The sequence below is a fragment of the Nostoc sp. genome, assembly GCF_036917465.1.
GTDB lineage: Bacteria > Cyanobacteriota > Cyanobacteriia > Cyanobacteriales > Nostocaceae > Nostoc.
The window spans coordinates 142493-162067 of sequence record NZ_JBALDL010000067.1; the positions used below are offsets into that span (position 1 = coordinate 142493).

Here is a 19575-nt window from a genome sequence, read left to right on the forward strand (position 1 = left end):
AAGATTCAAAGCCTCTCTCCTTTTAGGATAGGTTTGGAGAGAGGTCAAAGTATATTACATCCAAAGAAGAAGCGCTATATCTGCCTGTACTGAATAGTTTTTTATGAGAATTGCCCTATTTACCGAAACCTTTTTACCCAAGGTTGACGGCATTGTAACGCGGCTGCGCCATACTGTTGACCATTTACAGCGTAGTGGCAATCAAGTATTGGTAATTGCCCCTGATGGAGGCATTACAGAACACAAAGGCGCTAAAGTTTACGGCATTACTGGCTTTCCTTTGCCATTGTATCCAGAATTAACAATGGCACTTCCCCGCCCAGCCATTGGTTATGTTTTAGAAGAGTTTAAGCCAGATGTGATTCATGTCGTAAATCCAGCCGTTTTAGGTTTAGCTGGCATATTTTACAGCAAAATCCTCAAAATCCCCTTAGTTGCGTCTTATCATACCCATTTACCCCAATATCTTCAACATTACGGCTTGGGGATGCTGGAAGGCTTTCTTTGGGAACTGCTCAAAGGCGCTCATAATCAAGCAGATTTGAATCTGTGTACCTCCACAGCAATGGTAGAGGAACTGACAGCACATGGGATTGAGCGTGTAGATTTATGGCAGCGTGGGGTGGATACGGAATTATTTCACCCTGATTTAGCTAATGTAGAGATGCGATCGCGTTTATCACAAAATCATCCAGAAAGTCCATTGCTACTTTATGTTGGGAGGCTTTCGGCTGAAAAAGAAATTGAGCGTATCAAACCAATTTTAGAAGCAATTCCCGAAGCGCGGTTAGCATTGGTTGGAGATGGGCCACACCGTCAAGCACTAGAAAAACACTTTGCTGGGACAAATACTTATTTTGTTGGATATCTCATGGGGCAAGAATTAGGTTCTGCCTTTGCCAGTGCTGATGCCTTTATCTTCCCTTCCCGTACAGAAACACTAGGCTTAGTCCTACTAGAAGCGATGGCTGCTGGCTGTCCGGTAGTAGCAGCCCGTTCAGGGGGAATTCCTGATATTGTGACAGATGGCGTAAATGGATATCTTTTTGAGCCTACAGCAAATGTTCAAGGAGCCTTAACTGCTACTATTCGCCTCTTAGAACAAAAAGAACAACGAGACATAATGCGTCAAAATGCTCGTCAAGAAGCAGAAAGTTGGGGTTGGGCGGCTGCTACCAAGCAGCTACAAGATTACTACCAAAAGGTCATACTTTCTGAATAATTAACAAAATAGGGGAGTAGAGAGTGGAAATAGAAGGGGGACAAGGCAGACAATGGGGACAAGGAGGACAAAAAAATAACCATACCCAATCCCCAATCCCTAATCCCCAATCCCCATGACACTCCCCAACCCTGGTAGCGTCTTGGCTACATTAACTGAACTGACTCAAGTTAATCGTACTCATGCTCTATTGCGTCGTGTTAAAGACTTATCTGTTAATGAATTTGTTTGCTTACTTGACTTCATAACTGCTGAGTTCCAGCAATTTCTTAGAGCTATTGAACTAATCAATAATGAAGCTCTAGAAACTATGTTGGAGAAGGTGTTAGAAGCTATCACACTCAAAATTGGTCAAATCCTACAAGCAGAACACACAGCTATTTTTTTAGTTGATTATGACAAAGGTCAACTGTGGTCAAAAGTTCCTCAAGATAATAGCCAAAAGTTCTTAGAAATTCGTACTCCCATTACGGTAGGTATTCCCGGTCATGTTGCTAGTACAGGTCAATATTTAAATATATCAGAAACTCATAGTCATCCCCTATTTAGCCCAGAACTTGAAAAACAAATGGGCTATAAAATTCATAATATTTTATGTATGCCTGTTATCAGTAGTAAAAACCATACTGTAGCGGTAGTACAACTGGCTAATAAAACCGGAAATGTTCCGTTTAATCATGATGATGAAGAACGTTTCCGAGACTTTGCCGCTTCTATTGGGATTATTCTGGAAAGCTGTCAATCTTTTTATGTAGCCGCTCGTAATCAACGAGGTGCTACGGCTTTGTTGCGGGCGACTCAGACGTTAGGGCAAAGTTTAGATTTAGAAGCAACTTTGCAGATAGTCATGGAACAAGCTCGAATTTTAATGCAAGCAGACCGCAGTACGCTGTTTTTATATCGTAAAGATATGAGCGAACTTTGGACAAAAGTTTCGGCCGCAGCAGATGCTACAAAGTTGTTAGAAATCCATATTCCCGCAAACCGTGGCATTGCTGGCTATGTGGCTTCCACTGGCGAAACCCTAAATATTTCCGATGTCTACAAAGACCCCCGCTTTGACCCAAGTACAGATAGAAAAACTGGTTATGTGACTCGCAATATTTTATGTTTACCAGTATTTAATTCTGCAAACGAATTAATCGGTGTAACGCAATTAATTAATAAGCAACAAAGCAGTTTTACCGCTTCTGATGAAGAGTTTATGCGGGCTTTTAATACCCAGGCAGGAATTGCCTTGGAAAATGCTCGTCTCTTTGAAAATGTGTTGTTAGAGAAACAGTATCAAAAAGACATTTTGCAAAGTCTGTCAGATGCGGTTATTTCTACAGATATGGCAGGTCAGATTGTCACGATTAATGATGCAGCACTGGAGCTATTAGGTTGCCCGATAAAAAACACTAATACCAAAACAAACAAGCTTTTGTGGGAACAAAATTTGATTGGTCGCTTTGTTTGGGAAGTTGTACCGATTGAAAACCTGCAAATGCGACTAGAAGATAGTTTAAAAACTGGAGCTAAACATTATGCGCCAGAGCAAAGTTTGATAGTAGGAATTTCTAAAGTTAATAATGCTACTCAACACTCGATTTTAGCAGTCCGCGATCGCACTAGCCCTGATGTGTTCATTCCCTGGAATCTATCGCTCACTCCCCAATCTGAGTTTCTCACCCCTGATGAGGTGCAAACACTAGAACGCAGTACGAATCTCACTGTCAATCCCCTAACTAACCCAGAAGGCGGTGTCCGGGGTGGTTTGGTGGTATTAGAAGACATCAGTCGGGAAAAACGGATGAAAACCACTATGTCCCGCTACTTAACGCCCCATGTAGCCGAACAAGTTATGGCACTAGGGGAAGATGCTTTAATGGTGGGTGAGCGCAAGGAAGTAACCGTCTTGTTTTCTGATATTCGGGGCTACACAACACTTACAGAAAATCTTGGTGCAGCTGAAGTGGTATTGCTGCTCAATCAGTATTTTGAAACAATGGTGGAGGCTGTTTTTAACCACGAAGGCACTCTCGATAAATTTATTGGTGATGCCTTAATGGCTGTATTTGGTGCGCCCTTACCTCTGACAGAAAATCATGCTTGGAGGGCTGTACAGTCAGCATTAGATATGCGACAACGCTTAGAGGAATTTAACCAGCGACGAATTATCCAGGCGCAGCCACAAATTCGTATTGGCATCGGGATTAGTTCTGGGGAAGTCGTTTCGGGTAATATTGGTTCGCCCAAACGGATGGATTACACCGTGATTGGAGACGGCGTAAATTTAAGTTCGCGCTTAGAGGCGGTAACTAAGGAATATGGTTGTGATATTATCTTAAGCGAATTTACTTATCAGCTTTGCAGCGATCGCGTTTGGGTACGCCAGTTAGACAAAATTCGAGTTAAAGGGAAACACCAGGCTGTAAATATTTACCAGTTAATTGGCGATCGCAATACTCCTTTAGAGGCTAACACTCAAGAGTTTTTGTATCACTATCATACTGGACGCGCTGCCTATTTATCGCGCAACTTCTCACAAGCGATCGCTTGTTTTGAAGCCGCCAAATGCATCCAATCCAAAGACCAAGCTGTTGATATTCATTTGGAACGTGCGCGTAATTATTTACAAAACCCGCCCCCAGAGTCCTGGGATGGTATTTGGACAATGCTTACTAAGTAATTTAGTTATTGGTCATTGGTCATTGGTCATCGGTTATTCCCCTTGTTCTCACCTCTCCATGTCAACCTTGAGCCTCACCCTGATCATCTTGAAACGGGTCTTCGCCAATTCGCAGTTCTTTTTTAGAGTGTTTCAACTGTTTCCATAGCTGCTTGATTTGTTCATAAGCTACACCTGGAGGCAATTTTCCACCTGTTTCTAAGTTGCAAATATAGCTTACACGTTGGGCAAATTCTTGTAGATTCGCATTAAAAACCAAGTTTTCTGGCTTTACCTGACCGTAATAGCGACCACGAGGGTAGAGAAAATCATCTTTATCCACTATTTCTTTCTCCATTTATTCAATTCACCTTTTATCGAAACAGAACTCAGGAGTCAGAATGAATTCTGACTCCTGAGTTTTGAATTTTTCTTGATCAAGCTTGAAATACTGTTGTCGTTAATGTTACAAAAAAAAGCTTCTACTAAAGTCACTAGAGAGAATATTTGATTTTCCTCCCAGTTGATAATTGATCTCATCTTAATTTATGAAATTCCAGTTGTAATTAACTTCAGTCGAAACCCTGACTTATAAACTCTTAAAACATACCCGTATATATGGTCTAAATTTTCTTTACAAAAATAATTACTACTTAGATACTAAAACTAGTTACATAACTATACTAAGTAGCAAAGTTAATTACCCTCTGTTAAAAGTTAGAGATTTAGTTCTCAATCTTTGTCAACTGGCTAATTTGGGCATTGGAAATAAGGCTTTGGGCATGGAGCATTGAGTATTAGTTCTTTATTCTTTCTTCCCCTGCTTCCCCTGCTTCCCCTGCTCCCTCATCCCAATTCCTAAAGTCCTTGCTTTTTCTTTAAAAAATCACCAATGGTTAATAGTTAAGAACTAAAGATAAAATGGTGAAGCCCGAAACGACAAAAATCGTTCATCGCCTAGAACTTTACCTGCCACCATGTCTGTTAATTCCAAGTTATACGAAGGCAAAGCAAAAATTCTTTATACAACGGACGATCCGGAAGTCTTGTTGGCTGATTTTAAGGACGATGCCACAGCGTTTAACGCCCAAAAACGTGGCAGTATCCAAGAAAAAGGAAAAATTAATTGTAGCATTTCCAGCCAGCTTTTTAAACAGTTGGAAGCTTATGGTATAAAGACTCACTTTATCGACAGCCCTATCCCAAATCAGATGCGGGTGAGGGCAGTAAAGATTTTGCCCTTAGAAGTAGTGATCAGAAATATTGCGGCTGGCAGTTTGTCTCAACAAACAGGGTTGCCAGTGGGTACAATTCTGAAACAGCCTTTGGTTGAATTTTATTACAAAAACGATCAGTTAGGAGATCCTTTGTTGACACGCGATCGCCTTTACCTTCTAAAACTAGCTACTGCGGAACAAGTAGATGCCATTACACATCTAGCATTGGAAATCAATGAATTTCTCAATAAATTTTGGCAACGATGCGGTATTACCCTAGTAGACTTCAAACTAGAGTTTGGTTTGGACTCACAACAGCAGTTGCTCTTGGCAGACGAAATTAGCCCTGACACCTGCCGTTTGTGGGATACCGCAGAAGAGGACTCAAACCGCCGGGTAATGGACAAAGACCGCTTTCGCCGAGACTTAGGAAATGTAGAGGATGCCTACCAGGAGGTTTTACAAAGAGTGCTAAAAGCAGTAGAAGCTACAACTTAAACAGGTAAAAGCCAAAAGATCAGAAGGAATTATATTTTACTTTTGCCTTTTGCCTTTTGCCTTGTAAAGTAAAAAAGCAAAAGAAAAAAATTATATTTTTAATTTTACCTTTGGCATAAGGGCATTATTGCCTTGTGATGGTGTGTGTGGTCGTGAAGAGGAATCATAAGTAAAATGCGTTTATCTCCCGTATTGCTGGCAGCAGTAGCAATTACAGTCCCTTTGGGCGGCTCATTGAGTGCAAATGCAGAAACCGCCAACAGTTCAAAACAGACAACAGAAGTTTTGACACTAGGAACAAATCAGCAGCCAGAAAAGAACACTAGTCAGCAAGACTTTAGTAAGAGTCTAGAGTCTCTAACTAATCCCAAAGTAGTTATAGAGCAACCAAAATCCCGCATTGTCGCAGTTTACCCTGCTAATCCAGCAGCCATAGCGAAACCAGGGGTAATAGTGCCAACCTCCACAACGCCAAAAACTGCACAACAAACCCCTCAAATCAATCCCAGCACAACTCAACAGCCCTCTCCCGCCCCAGACATTCCGCCGCCAGAAATTCAACAACCAACGCCTTCCCCAACCCCTGAGACTACTCCAGTCCCAGAGAATGTCAATCCACCGACAACGCAACCTATATTACCCACAACTCCAGAACCATCTACTGCTCCAGAGGTTCCATTCCCAGATGGTCAACAACGAACACCTGCTCTAAGACCAAGTGCTACCCCCAGTCCGCAGAATGTTAACCCACCTACAACACCCATAACTCCGGGAAATACTCAACCCAGCACAGCCCCAGAAGCCAATGACCCTCGCGTACTAGTATCGGAAGTACTCATTAGATCGCAGACTGGGCAACTACCACCAGAACTGGAAGAACAAGTTTACAGAGTAATTCGTACCCAACCAGGACGAACAACAACTCGCAGCCAATTGCAAGAAGATATTAACGCCATCTTTGGCACTGGCTTTTTCTCAAACGTCCAAGCATCGCCAGAAGATACCCCTTTGGGAGTGCGGGTGAGCTTTGTTGTACAGCCTAACCCCATTCTGAGCAAAGTCCAAGTGCAAGCTAATCCTGGCACTGGTGTCGCCTCCGTACTGCCAGCTAATACCGTAGATGAAGTATTTAAGGAGCAGTATGGTAAAATTCTCAACTTGCGCGACTTGCAGGAAGGCATCAAACAGCTAAACAAGCGGTATCAAGACAAAGGTTACGTGCTAGCCAACGTAATTGGAGCGCCCCAAGTCTCTGAAAACGGAGTTGTTACCTTGCAAATAGCAGAAGGGGTAGTAGAAAAGATTAGAGTCCGGTTCCGCAATAAAGATGGTCAGGAGACAGATGAGAAGGGACAACCAATTCGCGGACGGACACAAGATTACATCATTACCCGAGAATTAGAGTTGAAACCAGGACAAATATTCAACCGCAACACGGTACAAAAAGACTTACAGCGCGTGTATGGACTGGGACTGTTTGAAGATGTAAATGTGTCTCTTGACCCTGGTACTGACCCCAGCAAGGTGGATGTAGTCGTGAATGTAGCTGAACGCAGTAGTGGTTCTATTGCGGCTGGGGCAGGGATTAGTTCTGCTAGCGGACTTTTTGGAACAGTTAGCTATCAACAGCAAAACCTGAACGGTAGAAACCAAAAACTGGGAGCAGAAGTACAGGTAGGAGAACGAGAACTGCTGTTCGACCTGCGGTTTACAGACCCCTGGATTGCGGGAGATCCTTACCGGACTTCCTATACAACCAATATTTTTCGCCGCAGTTCCATTTCGTTGATTTTTGATGGCAAGGATGAAGACATTAGAACATTTGACCCAAATGATATCAAGAATACAGATTCTCAGGATCGCCCCCGTATTCTCCGTGTAGGTGGTGGTGTAACCTTTACTCGTCCCCTATCCTCTAATCCTTACAAAACTTCCGTCTGGACTGCCTCTGCTGGTTTCCAGTATCAACGAGTTTCCGCCCGTGATGCCGATGGCAATCTCAAAAAAACAGGAGCGGTATTCAATAATGATGGAATTCCTCTAGACCAGAATGGAAACCCCACCAGCAATGGTCAACCACTCGAAATTCCACTTACCTTGTCTTCGGGAGGTCAAGACGATTTACTGCTGCTGCAACTGGGGGCACAGAGGGATCTCCGTAATAACCCATTGCAACCCACTAGTGGTTCTTATCTCCGCTTCGGGGTAGATCAGTCGGTTCCCATCGGACTAGGCAATATTTTCCTCACTAGATTCCGGGGTAGTTACAGCCAATATTTACCCATCAAGCTGATTAGTCTAAGCAAAGGGGCACAAACTTTAGCATTTAACCTGCAAGCAGGAACCATTATCGGTGATTTGCCTCCCTACGAAGCTTTTACTCTTGGGGGTAGTAACTCTGTCCGAGGTTATGAAGAAGGAGCATTAGGTAGTGGACGCTCTTACGTGCAAGCATCAGTTGAGTACAGGTTTCCAGTTTTTTCAGTAGTCAGTGGCGCACTATTTTTTGATCTCGGCAGCGATCTGGGAACTACTACCAGGGCGGGTGAAGTGTTAAACAAAAATGGTAGTGGCTTCGGCTATGGTCTTGGCGTTCGCGTCCAGTCTCCACTGGGGCCAATTCGGATTGACTACGGTATCAACGATGATGGGGATAGTCGGATTAACTTCGGTATTGGCGAAAGGTTTTAATTAGTCATTAGTCATTAGTCATTAATCATTGGTCAGTAGTTCAACAAATGACAAAGGACAAATGACAATTAGCTTGCTAATTTTTACATTTACCTCAATACTGTTCCGATAAAGGGATTAATGACATTTTTCGGGGAATATCAGGGATTCTACCAAAACAGACGATGAACAATACTAAACGAAATATATTGACTTTTTGGCTATGCAACAGCACACTCTAGCAGCTGAAATCACCCAAATAGGGGTGGGGCTGCATAGTGGTGTGAATACCCAGGTGCGGATACTACCATCTGAGGCAGGAAGTGGACGCTACTTTGTACGGGTGGATTTACCGGATTTACCGATCGTTCCAGCCCAAGTTACAGCAGTTAGTCACACTGTTCTCTCAACTCAGTTGGGTGAAGGGGAAGTATCTGTTCGCACGGTAGAGCATTTATTGGCAGCACTTTCAGGGATGGGCGTGGATAATGCCCGGATTGAAATTGATGGGCCAGAAGTCCCACTTTTGGATGGTTCCGCAAGTGTATGGACAGCCAACATTGCCCAAATAGGCTTAGTATCACAACCTGTTAACAAACAAATTCCTTTGGCTGTTACAGAACCCTTATGCATCTATCAAGGGGATGCCTTTGTTTGTGTCCTCCCAGCACCAGAAACTCGCTTTAGTTATGGTATTGATTTTGACTTGCCTGCCATTGGTAATCAATGGCATAGTTGGTCACTAACCACTGAACTAGAAAAAGCTTCTCCTAGCTTTGCGACGGAAATTGCTCCTGCCCGAACTTTTGGGTTGCTGCATCAAATTGAACACTTGCAAAAAACAGGGTTAATTAAAGGTGGCAGTTTGGATAATGCACTCGTTTGCGGGCCAGAAGGTTGGCTAAATCCCCCATTGAGATTTGCAAATGAGCCAGTCCGTCATAAAATCTTGGATTTAGTAGGAGATTTAAGTTTACTAGGAACTTTTCCTCTTGCTCATTTCTTAGCGTATAAAGCCAGCCACAATTTACACATTCAACTGGCTCAGAAAATTTTAGATTTGGGACTTCGGCTTACTTCGACTTAGCTCAGTACAAGTCGCTCAGTCGAACGATTTTAGATTTTAGATGGCTCTAAAGCTTAAAATCCTGGATTATTAAGACTTTCGACATACGTCTACCTGCTAAACTTTCAGATGAAAAATTAACTACACCGCCAATGTCAATCTTCGCTGAAGTGAATACCATCGATACAACTATATCTACCGAACCACAGGCTATAAATGAGACTACAATCATATCTGAGATTAAAACAACTTTTACATCTGAAGAAATTCAGAAATTGCTACCTCACCGCTACCCATTTTTACTTGTAGACAAAATAATTGACTACGTTCCAGGTAAAAAAGCTGTTGGGGTTAAAAATGTCACTATCAACGAACACCATTTCCAGGGACATTTCCCCGGTCGTCCACTGATGCCAGGGGTGCTAATTGTCGAAGCAATGGCACAAGTTGGGGGCATTGTTCTCACTCAAATGTCTCCGGTAGAAGGCGGATTGTTTGTTTTCGCTGGTATCGATAAAGTTCGCTTTCGCCGCCAGGTTGTACCGGGGGATCAACTAGTAATGACGGTGGAACTGTTATGGGTAAAACAACGTCGTTTCGGTAAGATGCAAGGTCGTGCCGAAGTTGATGGTCAACTTGCTTGTGAAGGAGAATTAATGTTTTCTCTGGTTAACTAAAAGTTTGCTTTCGTGGTGTGGGCATAGCCGTGAAATGCCCTTACTGAATCCCGATAAAGGATAACAGTAAAAAAAAATCCACAACAGCATTTGATAATTTCTTGATTTTCGACTCCCTCTTTACGAGATACTGCTCGAACACACTTAACTTGCTTTGCCCGACACTTTCGTTCACTGAAATACTTAATGCTCTACCAGTCGCCTTGATGGGAGGGCAGTCTGTACAAATCTCTTAACCAGAGTAACACACTGCCTCATAAACCCTACCTGGCGCTGACTTATCAAGACAGTTCTGGAGATTCACCCTTGAAAACGCTAATTCATCCAACTGCTGTAATTCATCCGAAATCGGAACTCCACCATACAGTGCAAGTCGGTGCCTATGCTGTGATTGGAGCGCATGTCAAAGTGGGCCCTGAAACAATTATCGGCGCTCATGCTGTGTTAGAGGGGCCTTGTGAAATTGGGGCGCAAAATCAGATTTTTACAGGTGCAGCCATCGGCATGGAACCCCAGGATCTCAAGTTTGTGGGAGAACCAACTTGGGTCAAAATTGGTGATAACAACTTAATTCGTGAGTACGTTACGATTAACCGCGCTACCGGTGCTGGTGAAGCAACGGTGATTGGCGATGGTAACTTGCTGATGGCTTATGTCCATGTAGCTCATAACTGCGTGATTGAAGACCAGGTAGTGATTGCCAACTCTGTAGCGTTGGCAGGTCATGTGCATATAGAGTCACGTGCTAGGCTGAGTGGGGTTTTAGGTGTCCATCAATTTGTGCATATTGGTAGACAGGCAATGGTGGGAGGCATGGCACGTATTGACCGGGATGTAGCCCCATATATGTTAGTAGAGGGAAATCCGGCGCGAGTACGAACCCTCAACCTGGTGGGACTCAAACGATCTGGTATGGACTCGGCAGATTTGCTTGCACTAAAAAAAGCCTTCCGCATTCTCTACCGTTCTGATTTGTCCTTTAAGGATGCCTTGGAAAAACTGGAACTGTTAGGGGATAGCGAACAATTACAACATCTGCGCCGTTTTTTACTACTTTCTCAGATGCCAGGAAGACGTGGTTTGATTCCCGGTAAGGGGAAAAAGGGCGCGAGTGATGAATCGTGAATTATGAATTAGGAGAGACGCGATGAATCGCGTCTCTATAGGAGTTATGAATTGATGAATTAAATTTTTAACTCCGCATTCCTAAGTATTCACTGCTAACTATTCATTTCTAAGTTTTTACTAATTATCAATTATCAAATGCGGATTTTTATCAGCACTGGCGAAGTATCTGGCGATTTACAAGGAGCGCTGCTAATTACAGCGCTGAAGCGTCAAGCTGTGGCGATTGGGTTGGAATTAGAGATTGTGGCGCTGGGTGGCGAAAAAATGGTGGAGGCTGGGGCAATTCTGCTGGGCAATACTAGTAGTATTGGCTCAATGGGTATTTTAGAAGGGCTGCCTTATATTTTACCGACTCTCCAGATGCAACGTAGTGCGATCGCTTTCCTAAAACAAAATCCACCTGATTTAGTGGTGCTGATCGATTATATGACTCCCAATCTGGAAATTGGCACTTATGTGAAACGGCAGTTACCAGATGTGCCTGTGGTGTATTACATCGCTCCTCAAGAGTGGGCTTGGTCGATAAGTTTGCGTAGGACTAGCCGGATTGTTGGTTTTACAGATAAGCTCTTGGCAATTTTTCCACAAGAAGCGCGTTACTTTCGTGAGAAAGGGGCAAAAGTTACTTGGGTAGGGCATCCTTTGGTTGACCGAATGCAAGACGCTCCCAGTCGTCAAGCAGCGCGTGCAACACTGGGAATTCCACCAGAACAAATTGCGATCGCACTCCTCCCCGCTTCTCGCCGCCAAGAACTAAAATATCTTTTACCAATTATTTTTCAAGCCGCCCAAACTCTTCAAGCGAAATTACCTGAAGTTCATTTCTGGATTCCCCTATCTCTGGAAGTCTATAGACAGCCAATTGAGCAGGCTATTGAGCGTTACGGTTTGCGGGCTACAGTTCTATTAGATCAACAAAAGGAAGTTTTTGCTGCTGCTGATTTAGCCATTAGCAAATCTGGTACTGTCAACCTAGAACTTGCTTTGTTAAATGTGCCGCAAGTTGTAGTTTACCGCCTAAGTCGCCTGAGTGCTTGGATAGGTCGTAAAATCCTCAAAGGTTCTGTAATCTTTGCATCGCCGCCTAATTTAGTAGTAATGAAACCGATTGTGCCAGAATTTTTACAAGAGCAAGCTACGGCGGAGAATATTATCCAAGCAGCGATGGAACTGCTACTCAATCCCAGTCGCAGACAGCAAACTTTGCTAGATTATGAAGAAATGCGGCAGAGTTTGGGAGAAGTTGGAGTGTGCGATCGCGCTGCTCAAGAAATTTTGCAAATGCGATCGGGAACTGGGGACTGGGGACTGGGGACTAGGGACTGGGGACTGGGGACATGAGATGAGAAAACCAAGAGCGATCGCAGTTGATTTGTTCGCTGGCGCGGGTGGTATGACTCTTGGCTTTGAACAAGCTGGTTTTGATGTGCTAGCGTCTGTAGAAATTGACCCGATCCACTGTGCAACACATGAGTTTAACTTTCCTTATTGCTCAGTGTTATGTCAAAGTGTTGTGGATACAACCGGGGAAGAAATTAGGAATCGCTCTAAAATTGGCGATCGCGAAATTGATGTGGTAATTTGTGGCTCACCATGTCAAGGATTTTCTCTAATTGGTAAACGGGTTGTTGACGATCCACGAAATTCTTTGGTGTTTCACTTTCATCGACTGGTTTTTGAGCTAAAACCGAAATTTTTTGTAATGGAAAATGTTCGGGGAATTACAGTTGGTCAACATAAAGAAATTCTCCAATCTCTAATTAGCGAGTTTAAAATTCACGGCTATAAAATAGAAGAGAATTACCAAATTCTCAACGCCGCAAATTACGGAGTTCCACAGTCCCGTGAGAGATTATTCCTCATAGGTGCAAGAGAGGATGTAGATTTACCGAAATATCCTCAGCCGATTACTAAACCAGCATTACCAAATAATTTAACTCATAAAAAAATCTCTGATATCCCATTGAGTCCGACAGTATGGGATGCAATTAAAGATTTACCCCAGATAGAAAACTATCCTGAGTTAGTAAAAAGAGATTGGGTTGTAGGAGAATACGAAAAACCTAGTAACTATGCTCGTATACTTCGGGGTCTTAAATGCATAAGCAATGATTATTCTTATAAACGTGAGTATGATTTACGAATACTTTCTTCAAGTTTAAGGACAAAACATTCTGCGGAAATTATTCAACGTTTTCAGGAGACTCAACAAGGCGAGAGAGAAAAAGTTAGTCGTTTTCATAAGCTACATCCTGATGGTGTCTGCAATACTTTAAGAGCCGGAACAGATAAGTATAGGGGTTCTTTCACATCTCCTAGACCGATTCATCCATTTACACCCCGTTGTATCACAGTCAGGGAGGCGGCGAGATTGCATTCTTACCCTGATTGGTTTAGATTTCATGTAACTAAATGGCACGGATTTCGGCAAGTTGGTAACTCTGTACCACCGCTATTAGCAAAGGCTGTGGCGGCGGAAATTATTCGTAGTTTGAATATTTCGCCTTTTAAGCCAAGTTTGCAATACAAGTTGGGAGAGGAGAAGCTACTACAGTTTAAGATGTCGCAAGCGGAACAATATTATCAGCGTGATTTGAATAGCATCTAGAATTCCCATGCATCTCGTTGTTGGCGAATAAATCCTAAACGTTATATTATAATGCATGAATTGCCTCGCTGCCTGATATTCTTGGTAATCTAGGCATAGCTGACCTCTATACTCGTTACAAACCTCAGACTAGTATCAGTGTCGAGGAAAGAACATTCTTCTAAGTCTAGCCTTGTCGCTTCTTTCAGATTAGCGAGAGCTTCTTCAATTGTTTCACCTTGGTCAATTGTGCCGACTTCAGGACATTCAGCAACATAATCTATAGGAAAAAGCAACATTTTCAGAGATTTTATAGCCCAATATTTAAAAGGATGTTTTAAAAGTGATTGGCTGTAATTTTAGGCATTTTTAGATCCCCCCTAGCCCCCCTTAAAAAGGGGGGAACCGGAATCAAAGTCTTCCTTTTTAAGGGGGATTTAGGGGGATCTAAAAGGTTTTGCTACCAACCAGAGGACTTTTAAAACATCCTCTAATATTTAGCTGTAATTATTATAATTCTTGCAAAAATCATAGTTTTAGACTTTTTCTCTACGCCTATAGGTAAGGCAATTTAAATACTAACGTTCTTTTGTAATTACAGAACTACCATTACTAATACTTACTTTTTGAATAAAGATATCATTGCAAGATGATAAAATATCAGCGCCTATTTGATTAGCAATAAATTCAAAATCTTGGTTTGTTAATTCCCGTGCAGTATCACCACTTAAGTTAATAAAAATAGTGAGAAGTTGAGGCTCACGAGAAGACTCTTCATTATCTGCCGTTTCTAATTCATCTTCTACTATACCGAGATTAAACTCTTTACTCCAAGCTGGAAACTTCTTACCAGTTTGTTGTCCGTAAACTTTCACACTTTCAACAGATACAGCCCCTAAAGCCGTTAAACCTTTGCGGATAAATGCAACTAAAATTTGCTGATTTGGTACTCGATAAGATTCTAGCGTTACCTCTAAACAAGCATCTTTGAAGGCAACTTTTGCAGCGATCCCTTTGGGGTGTAAGTGGCGGTTCATTAGAGATGCGATCGCATCTACATCTCCCTGTTTTGCAAGTTCCAGAATATTGGGCTGTGTCATAACCACTAAAAGAGAAAATCTAGGAAAATAAACTTATATTCTTAGGATTCCCTCTTGACAGCCTTAAGTAACATTATGATGCAGAATATCAGCTAATCTGCGTTAAAATATTTAGTATAAAGATAGTCTTTCACAGACTTTTGCCAAAAATATATTTTCCCTGTATCAACATCAAAAACTCTTGTTTTTGTGCTTGTCAAATTAACAGGATTAATATTAATCAGTTTAATTCCCATTTTGAATATGAAATTTGATCGAGATCATGTTTGGCCTTCGACGCTGGAAGAAGCCATAGTTATCCAAGAAAAGCTGCGAGATCAGGTAATTACTGAAGATCAACTACAAGAACCTATCCAGTACGTTGCTGGAGTAGATATGGGTTTTGAAGCTGATGGAACCATTAGCCGTGCAGCTGTGGCAGTACTGAGTTTTCCTGATTTGCAAGTAATCGAGACAAGCCTAGCACACCGTCCTACGACCTTTCCTTATGTTCCTGGGTTCCTCTCATTTCGGGAAATTCCAGCTGTTCTCGATGCCCTGGAGAAAATTCAAACAACACCAAATATTATCCTGTGTGATGGTCAAGGAATTGCCCATCCCCGCAGATTAGGTATAGCTAGCCATTTAGGGTTACTTATAGATATGCCAACAATTGGTGTAGCCAAGTCCAGATTGGTAGGTAAGTATGAGGAATTGCCAGAAGCCAAAGGCAGCACACAACCACTGATATATAACGGTGAAACCGTTGGGGCTGTTTTGCGATCGCGCACCGGAGTAAAACCTCTGTACATCTCCAGTGGTCATCGAATTAGTTTACCCACGGCGATTGACTATGTATTACGCTGCACACCCAAATATCGGCTACCAGAAACTACACGTATTGCAGATAGATTAGCATCTGATAGATAAAGCTTGTTGAAGTTTTTTCTAAATACTTGCTTACACCTACTCAATCGTGTTAGGAATCGCACAGAAAGAAGTTCAAGTAGCTAAATACGATTTCCGAAGTTAGAACAATGAACGCACTAACTTTACAGTGGCACGATGCAGGTCAAGATAAAACTCAGAAAATCTACGAACAACAGCCAAGTCAAAATCCTGGTACTGTCCGCATTGGCCGCGATCCACTGCGGTGCGATATTATTCTGAGTCACCCTACTGTCTCTGGCCTGCACGTTGAAATATTTTTTCATCACCAGCAACAGTGCTTTTATATCAGAAATTTGCGATCGCAAAATCCCCCCCTAATCGATGGACGGCAATTAGTTCAAGGTGAAATGCCTTTAACTGAGGGCATTAGCATCTCTTTGGGACAAGTAAAACTCAACGTTACTAACATTTCCACGGGTAGCATTCCAGCAACAATTTTAATGCCACCACATCCCGGACATCACCACCATTCACCAACACCTTCCGCACCATCGCTAGGAATTTATGGCTTAGAATGCCCCAAATGTCATAAAGTTTCCCCACCAGAAAACCTACAAATTGGCTGTCGTTGGTGTGGGACATCTTTAGCTGCGGCTATGAGTGTATTAGTAGCACCGGGTAGTTGAGAAGGAGGAGCAGGGGGCAGGGGGAGAAATCAATTCAAAATTCAAAATTAAAGAATTCCTGCCTCCTCTTTCCCAATTCCCAATTCCCAATGCCCAATGCCCAATGCCCAATGCCCAATTCCCAATGCCCAATGACAAATGACAAATGACTTACAAATTCAATTAAGTTGGGATGAACCAGCGACAGGAGAACGGCGAGAACCAAGGTTGAATATGCCGATCGCTTTTGGTCGAGAATTCCCTCGCTTACCTGCCGAACTTAGGGGAGTGCGCGTTTCGCGGATGCTGCTTAACAGTAACGAAGTTTCTCGCTACCATGCCCTAATTGACTGGGAACAAGACCATCTAGTAGTAATTGACCAAGGCAGCGTTAACGGTGTGTATGTCAACGGTCAACCACAAAAGCGCAGTGTTTTAACTAATGGCGATACATTGCAAATTGGCCCTTATGTAATCACAGTTAAATTTGGTGCTAGCATCTCTGAACCAGATACCAGCCCACCTTCAACGATTCACTTCAACGCAAATACCAATCGTCCAGACCCCAGCTTGCCTGTAGCCCAGCCGTTAACGCCCTTGGCAAGTAATTTCCCGCCACTGGCATTTCAGGCGGAAAATGTCGCCGTGCAAGCACTTCATGCTACGGGTTTATCGGTAGATGAATCTGATTATCTAGCGATCGGGGCGGGACTTGGTAGCTTTGTTTGGGCTGATTTGCTGCGACTTAGCGGTGTGCGTCCTGACAAAATTGTAGCTTTGGGATTAGAGGCGGAACCTTATGCCCGTTACAAGCGCCTTTGTTTAAATTCGCAAATTCCCTTATATGAAAGACTGCGATCGAATTCTGACTCATGTCCTGATAATATTTGGGGCTGGCCAAGTTATGCCTTGCGCGAGGCTTGGCACGATTGCAGCAAGGGACAGATAAATTCAGCCTTGAAGTATTTGTGGCAAGTATTTGCTGAACCAACATTTGCCGAAACTTATACACCGCGTGCGGGTAATGTCTTTAATTCCATAGACAGGGAAGCGAAGCGTATTGGTTGGAATCAAATGTATCGCTATGGACGAGTTAGGGCAATTCGCAAAACTGATGATGGCAGATATTGCGTAGCCTATTCTCGCGCCCCAGGAAATTATGCTTTTTTAGTTACTCGTTATTTACATTTAGCTACTGGATATCCAGCAATTCAGTTTCTTCCAGATTTGCAAGCTTATAGAGAAAAATATCAAGATTTTAAATCTGTCGTCAATGCTTATGAAGCACACGATCATGTTTATGAGCAACTAGAGCGACAAGGTGGTACGGTATTGATTCGTGGACGGGGAATTGTGGCTTCGCGGATTATTCAGCGCATTTATGAAGCGAGAAAACGAAATCGGAATATTGCAGTTTTGCATTTAATGCGATCGCCTAAACCCCAAGGCAACAAATTTCAAAATACCCAGCGCCTAGTCAAAAATCATTACGAATTTCAACCCTTTAACTGGCCTAAAGCTTGTTGGGGCGGCGAACTCCGGGCAATGTTAGAAAAAGCCACCCCCGATGAACGCAAACGTTTACTAGCAGACTGGGGTGGAACTACCACAGCCGATCGCCACGACTGGCAGCAAATTGCCGCCCAAGGGATCAGCGAAGGCTGGTATCAAATTACCTTCGGAGAGGTTTTGGATGTAGAACGAGATGCCCAAAACCGGACTATTACCCATATCCGAGAGCAAAGCTTTGGGGAAATGAAATTGCTAGCTGATTTTATTGTTGATGCTACTGGGTTGGACGCTAAAGTAGATGCCAATCCCCTAATAGCAGATTTGGTGAAACATTACAATCTCCCAGTGAATCATCTGGGGCGATTGACTGTAGCGAACAATTTTGAACTAGTAGAAATGCGTAGTGGCAAAAGTCAAATGTATGCTGCTGGGGCTATTACTTTAGGTGGCCCTTATGCCGCAGTTGATAGTTTTTTAGGCTTGCAATATGCTGCATTAGTCGCCGTTGATGGACTTGCCGCCACTCGTGCGCCTGGAGTTCAAAAGTTAAATGTTGTAAGTTCCTTGGGGCAGTGGTTGAAGTGGGTGTTAAATCAGTCACCTTAGAGGATGTTTGAAAAGTATTTTTGGTAACATCAAAGCATTAAGAACCTAACCCCCCTAGCCCCCCTTCCCTACGAGGGAATGGGGGTTTCAAAGCCTCTCTTCGCTTGCCTAACGGCAGGCTAACGCCAACGGGGAGAGGTTTGGAGAGGGGTTTATAGTATACTTTACGACTTCTCAAACATCCTCTTAGTTTAAGAAGGCATAAGAAATACAGTATTTACCTGACCGTTTTGAGTACCAAATCCCAAATTTAAGGTTCAAAGACTCAACGTTCGAGTAAAAAGGCTCGACGTTGGAGTAAAAAGGCTCAACGTTCGAGTAAAAAGGTGCAACGTTCGAGTAAAAAGGCTCAACGTTCGAGTAAAAAGGTGCAATGTTCGAGTAAAAAGGTGCAACGTTCGAGTAAAAAGGCTCAACGTTCGAGTAAAAAGGCTCAACGTCGAGGATAAAAGGCTCAACGTCGAGGATAAAAGGTGCAACGTTGAGGATAAAAGGTGCAACGTCGAGGATAAAACACTCAAGTGGCGATGTCTACGACGGGCTACGCCTACGCACAATTCTTGCTCTCTGATATGCTGAGTTAAATCGGCGGTTAGAAACCTCACTCCATGTATTCCCCACCTTGCAGAAGTTGCAACCCACCTATCCCAATATCTAAGCGACGAGGATTTAATTGGGCTTTTCAGAGGTTTAGGCTGGTTTTATTACGGTCAAGGACTTTATCAGCAAGCAGAACCTTGGTACAAACTATGTATTGAGGTAGCTAAAAATCGTCTTGGTTTAGAACATCCCGATGTCGCCGCTAGCCTGAACAATCTCGCAGAACTCTACTTTTTTACAGGACGCTATGGCGAAGCTGAACCCATGTATCAGCAAGCTTTGAGAATGAGAAAACGCTTACTGGGAGACAACCATCCCGATGTCGCCGCTAGCCTGAACAATCTCGCAGCACTCTACTTTTTTACAGGAGGGTACAGCGAAGCCGAACCCCTGTATCTGCAAGCTTTGGAACTGAGAAAACGCTTACTGGGAGACAACCATCCCGATGTCGCCGCTAGCCTGAACAATCTCGCAGCACTCTACTTTTTTACAGGAGGGTACAGCGAA

Annotated in this window: 16 protein-coding genes; 13 read left to right on the forward strand and 3 right to left on the reverse strand. The window is 43.1% G+C overall.

Going from position 1 to position 19575, the window contains the following annotated elements; translation table 11 throughout:
* Positions 1 to 103 precede the first annotated feature (103 nt).
* Together V7K38_RS15805 and V7K38_RS15810 are read left to right on the forward strand one after the other, a co-directional pair.
* The gene (locus V7K38_RS15805; protein ID WP_334859138.1) at positions 104 to 1222 is read left to right on the forward strand and encodes a glycosyltransferase family 4 protein; all 1119 of its coding nucleotides are present in this window, start codon (positions 104 to 106) and stop codon (positions 1220 to 1222) included.
* Between the two features lie 115 nt (positions 1223 to 1337).
* Entirely contained in the window at positions 1338 to 3893 is a 2556-nt protein-coding gene (locus tag V7K38_RS15810) for a GAF domain-containing protein (protein ID WP_334859139.1), read from the forward strand.
* 61 nt (positions 3894 to 3954) lie between these two features.
* On the opposite strand, the gene V7K38_RS15815 is transcribed toward V7K38_RS15810, so the two are convergent.
* Entirely contained in the window at positions 3955 to 4230 is a 276-nt protein-coding gene (locus V7K38_RS15815) for a DUF7219 family protein (RefSeq protein ID WP_334859140.1), read from the reverse strand.
* A 619-nt stretch (positions 4231 to 4849) separates the two neighbouring features.
* Between V7K38_RS15815 and purC the strand changes: the two genes are divergently transcribed.
* The 7 genes from purC to V7K38_RS15850 all read left to right on the forward strand — a co-directional run bounded on the left by purC (position 4850) and on the right by V7K38_RS15850 (position 13736).
* Complete coding sequence (gene purC, locus V7K38_RS15820) at positions 4850 to 5587, forward strand: phosphoribosylaminoimidazolesuccinocarboxamide synthase (RefSeq protein ID WP_334859141.1); 738 nt, start codon at positions 4850 to 4852, stop codon at positions 5585 to 5587.
* Positions 5588 to 5761: 174 nt separating this feature from the next.
* Entirely contained in the window at positions 5762 to 8278 is a 2517-nt protein-coding gene (locus V7K38_RS15825; RefSeq protein ID WP_334859143.1) for a BamA/TamA family outer membrane protein, read from the forward strand.
* Between the two features lie 202 nt (positions 8279 to 8480).
* On the forward strand, positions 8481 to 9344 hold the full coding sequence (gene lpxC, locus V7K38_RS15830) for a UDP-3-O-acyl-N-acetylglucosamine deacetylase (RefSeq protein ID WP_334859144.1): 864 nt from the start codon (positions 8481 to 8483) through the stop codon (positions 9342 to 9344).
* A gap of 131 nt (positions 9345 to 9475) precedes the next feature.
* Positions 9476 to 10000, forward strand: coding sequence for a 3-hydroxyacyl-ACP dehydratase FabZ (fabZ, locus tag V7K38_RS15835; protein WP_334859145.1), 525 nt, complete (start codon positions 9476 to 9478; stop codon positions 9998 to 10000).
* A 306-nt stretch (positions 10001 to 10306) separates the two neighbouring features.
* Complete coding sequence (gene lpxA, locus V7K38_RS15840) at positions 10307 to 11125, forward strand: acyl-ACP--UDP-N-acetylglucosamine O-acyltransferase (RefSeq protein WP_322641053.1); 819 nt, start codon at positions 10307 to 10309, stop codon at positions 11123 to 11125.
* Positions 11126 to 11263: 138 nt separating this feature from the next.
* Positions 11264 to 12469 (forward strand): lipid-A-disaccharide synthase, encoded by a 1206-nt coding sequence (lpxB, locus tag V7K38_RS15845; protein ID WP_334859146.1) that lies wholly within the window; start codon positions 11264 to 11266, stop codon positions 12467 to 12469.
* A gap of 1 nt (position 12470) precedes the next feature.
* Complete coding sequence (locus V7K38_RS15850; protein ID WP_334859157.1) at positions 12471 to 13736, forward strand: DNA cytosine methyltransferase; 1266 nt, start codon at positions 12471 to 12473, stop codon at positions 13734 to 13736.
* An 89-nt stretch (positions 13737 to 13825) separates the two neighbouring features.
* Here the strand turns inward: V7K38_RS15850 and V7K38_RS15855 are convergent, their stop codons facing one another.
* The gene (locus V7K38_RS15855) at positions 13826 to 14014 is read right to left on the reverse strand and encodes a type II toxin-antitoxin system HicB family antitoxin (protein WP_334859147.1); all 189 of its coding nucleotides are present in this window, start codon (positions 14012 to 14014) and stop codon (positions 13826 to 13828) included.
* Positions 14015 to 14293: 279 nt separating this feature from the next.
* Positions 14294 to 14815, reverse strand: coding sequence for a hypothetical protein (locus V7K38_RS15860; RefSeq protein ID WP_334859148.1), 522 nt, complete (start codon positions 14813 to 14815; stop codon positions 14294 to 14296).
* A gap of 243 nt (positions 14816 to 15058) precedes the next feature.
* On the opposite strand from V7K38_RS15860, the gene nfi reads away from it, so the two are divergent.
* From nfi to V7K38_RS15880, 4 genes are all read left to right on the forward strand, one after another.
* Positions 15059 to 15724 (forward strand): deoxyribonuclease V, encoded by a 666-nt coding sequence (nfi, locus tag V7K38_RS15865; protein ID WP_334859149.1) that lies wholly within the window; start codon positions 15059 to 15061, stop codon positions 15722 to 15724.
* A 107-nt stretch (positions 15725 to 15831) separates the two neighbouring features.
* Positions 15832 to 16371, forward strand: a complete 540-nt coding sequence (locus V7K38_RS15870) for an FHA domain-containing protein (protein ID WP_334859150.1) — start codon at positions 15832 to 15834, stop codon at positions 16369 to 16371.
* A gap of 138 nt (positions 16372 to 16509) precedes the next feature.
* Complete coding sequence (locus V7K38_RS15875) at positions 16510 to 18468, forward strand: FHA domain-containing protein (RefSeq protein ID WP_334859152.1); 1959 nt, start codon at positions 16510 to 16512, stop codon at positions 18466 to 18468.
* A gap of 672 nt (positions 18469 to 19140) precedes the next feature.
* On the forward strand, positions 19141 to 19575 hold a 435-nt coding region (locus tag V7K38_RS15880), incomplete at its 3' end, for a tetratricopeptide repeat protein (RefSeq protein ID WP_334859159.1).

Bases quoted from the DNA above. Each gene is read 5' to 3' on its own strand.
- V7K38_RS15805 (WP_334859138.1), top strand. From the start codon at position 104: ATGAGAATTGCCCTATTTACCGAAACCTTTTTACCCAAGGTTGACGGC.
- V7K38_RS15810 (WP_334859139.1), top strand. From the start codon at position 1,338: ATGACACTCCCCAACCCTGGTAGCGTCTTGGCTACATTAACTGAACTG.
- V7K38_RS15815 (WP_334859140.1), bottom strand. From the start codon at position 4,230: ATGGAGAAAGAAATAGTGGATAAAGATGATTTTCTCTACCCTCGTGGT.
- purC (WP_334859141.1), top strand. From the start codon at position 4,850: ATGTCTGTTAATTCCAAGTTATACGAAGGCAAAGCAAAAATTCTTTAT.
- V7K38_RS15825 (WP_334859143.1), top strand. From the start codon at position 5,762: ATGCGTTTATCTCCCGTATTGCTGGCAGCAGTAGCAATTACAGTCCCT.
- lpxC (WP_334859144.1), top strand. From the start codon at position 8,481: ATGCAACAGCACACTCTAGCAGCTGAAATCACCCAAATAGGGGTGGGG.
- fabZ (WP_334859145.1), top strand. From the start codon at position 9,476: ATGTCAATCTTCGCTGAAGTGAATACCATCGATACAACTATATCTACC.
- lpxB (WP_334859146.1), top strand. From the start codon at position 11,264: ATGCGGATTTTTATCAGCACTGGCGAAGTATCTGGCGATTTACAAGGA.
- V7K38_RS15850 (WP_334859157.1), top strand. From the start codon at position 12,471: ATGAGAAAACCAAGAGCGATCGCAGTTGATTTGTTCGCTGGCGCGGGT.
- V7K38_RS15855 (WP_334859147.1), bottom strand. From the start codon at position 14,014: ATGTTGCTTTTTCCTATAGATTATGTTGCTGAATGTCCTGAAGTCGGC.
- V7K38_RS15860 (WP_334859148.1), bottom strand. From the start codon at position 14,815: ATGACACAGCCCAATATTCTGGAACTTGCAAAACAGGGAGATGTAGAT.
- nfi (WP_334859149.1), top strand. From the start codon at position 15,059: ATGAAATTTGATCGAGATCATGTTTGGCCTTCGACGCTGGAAGAAGCC.
- V7K38_RS15870 (WP_334859150.1), top strand. From the start codon at position 15,832: ATGAACGCACTAACTTTACAGTGGCACGATGCAGGTCAAGATAAAACT.
- V7K38_RS15875 (WP_334859152.1), top strand. From the start codon at position 16,510: ATGACAAATGACTTACAAATTCAATTAAGTTGGGATGAACCAGCGACA.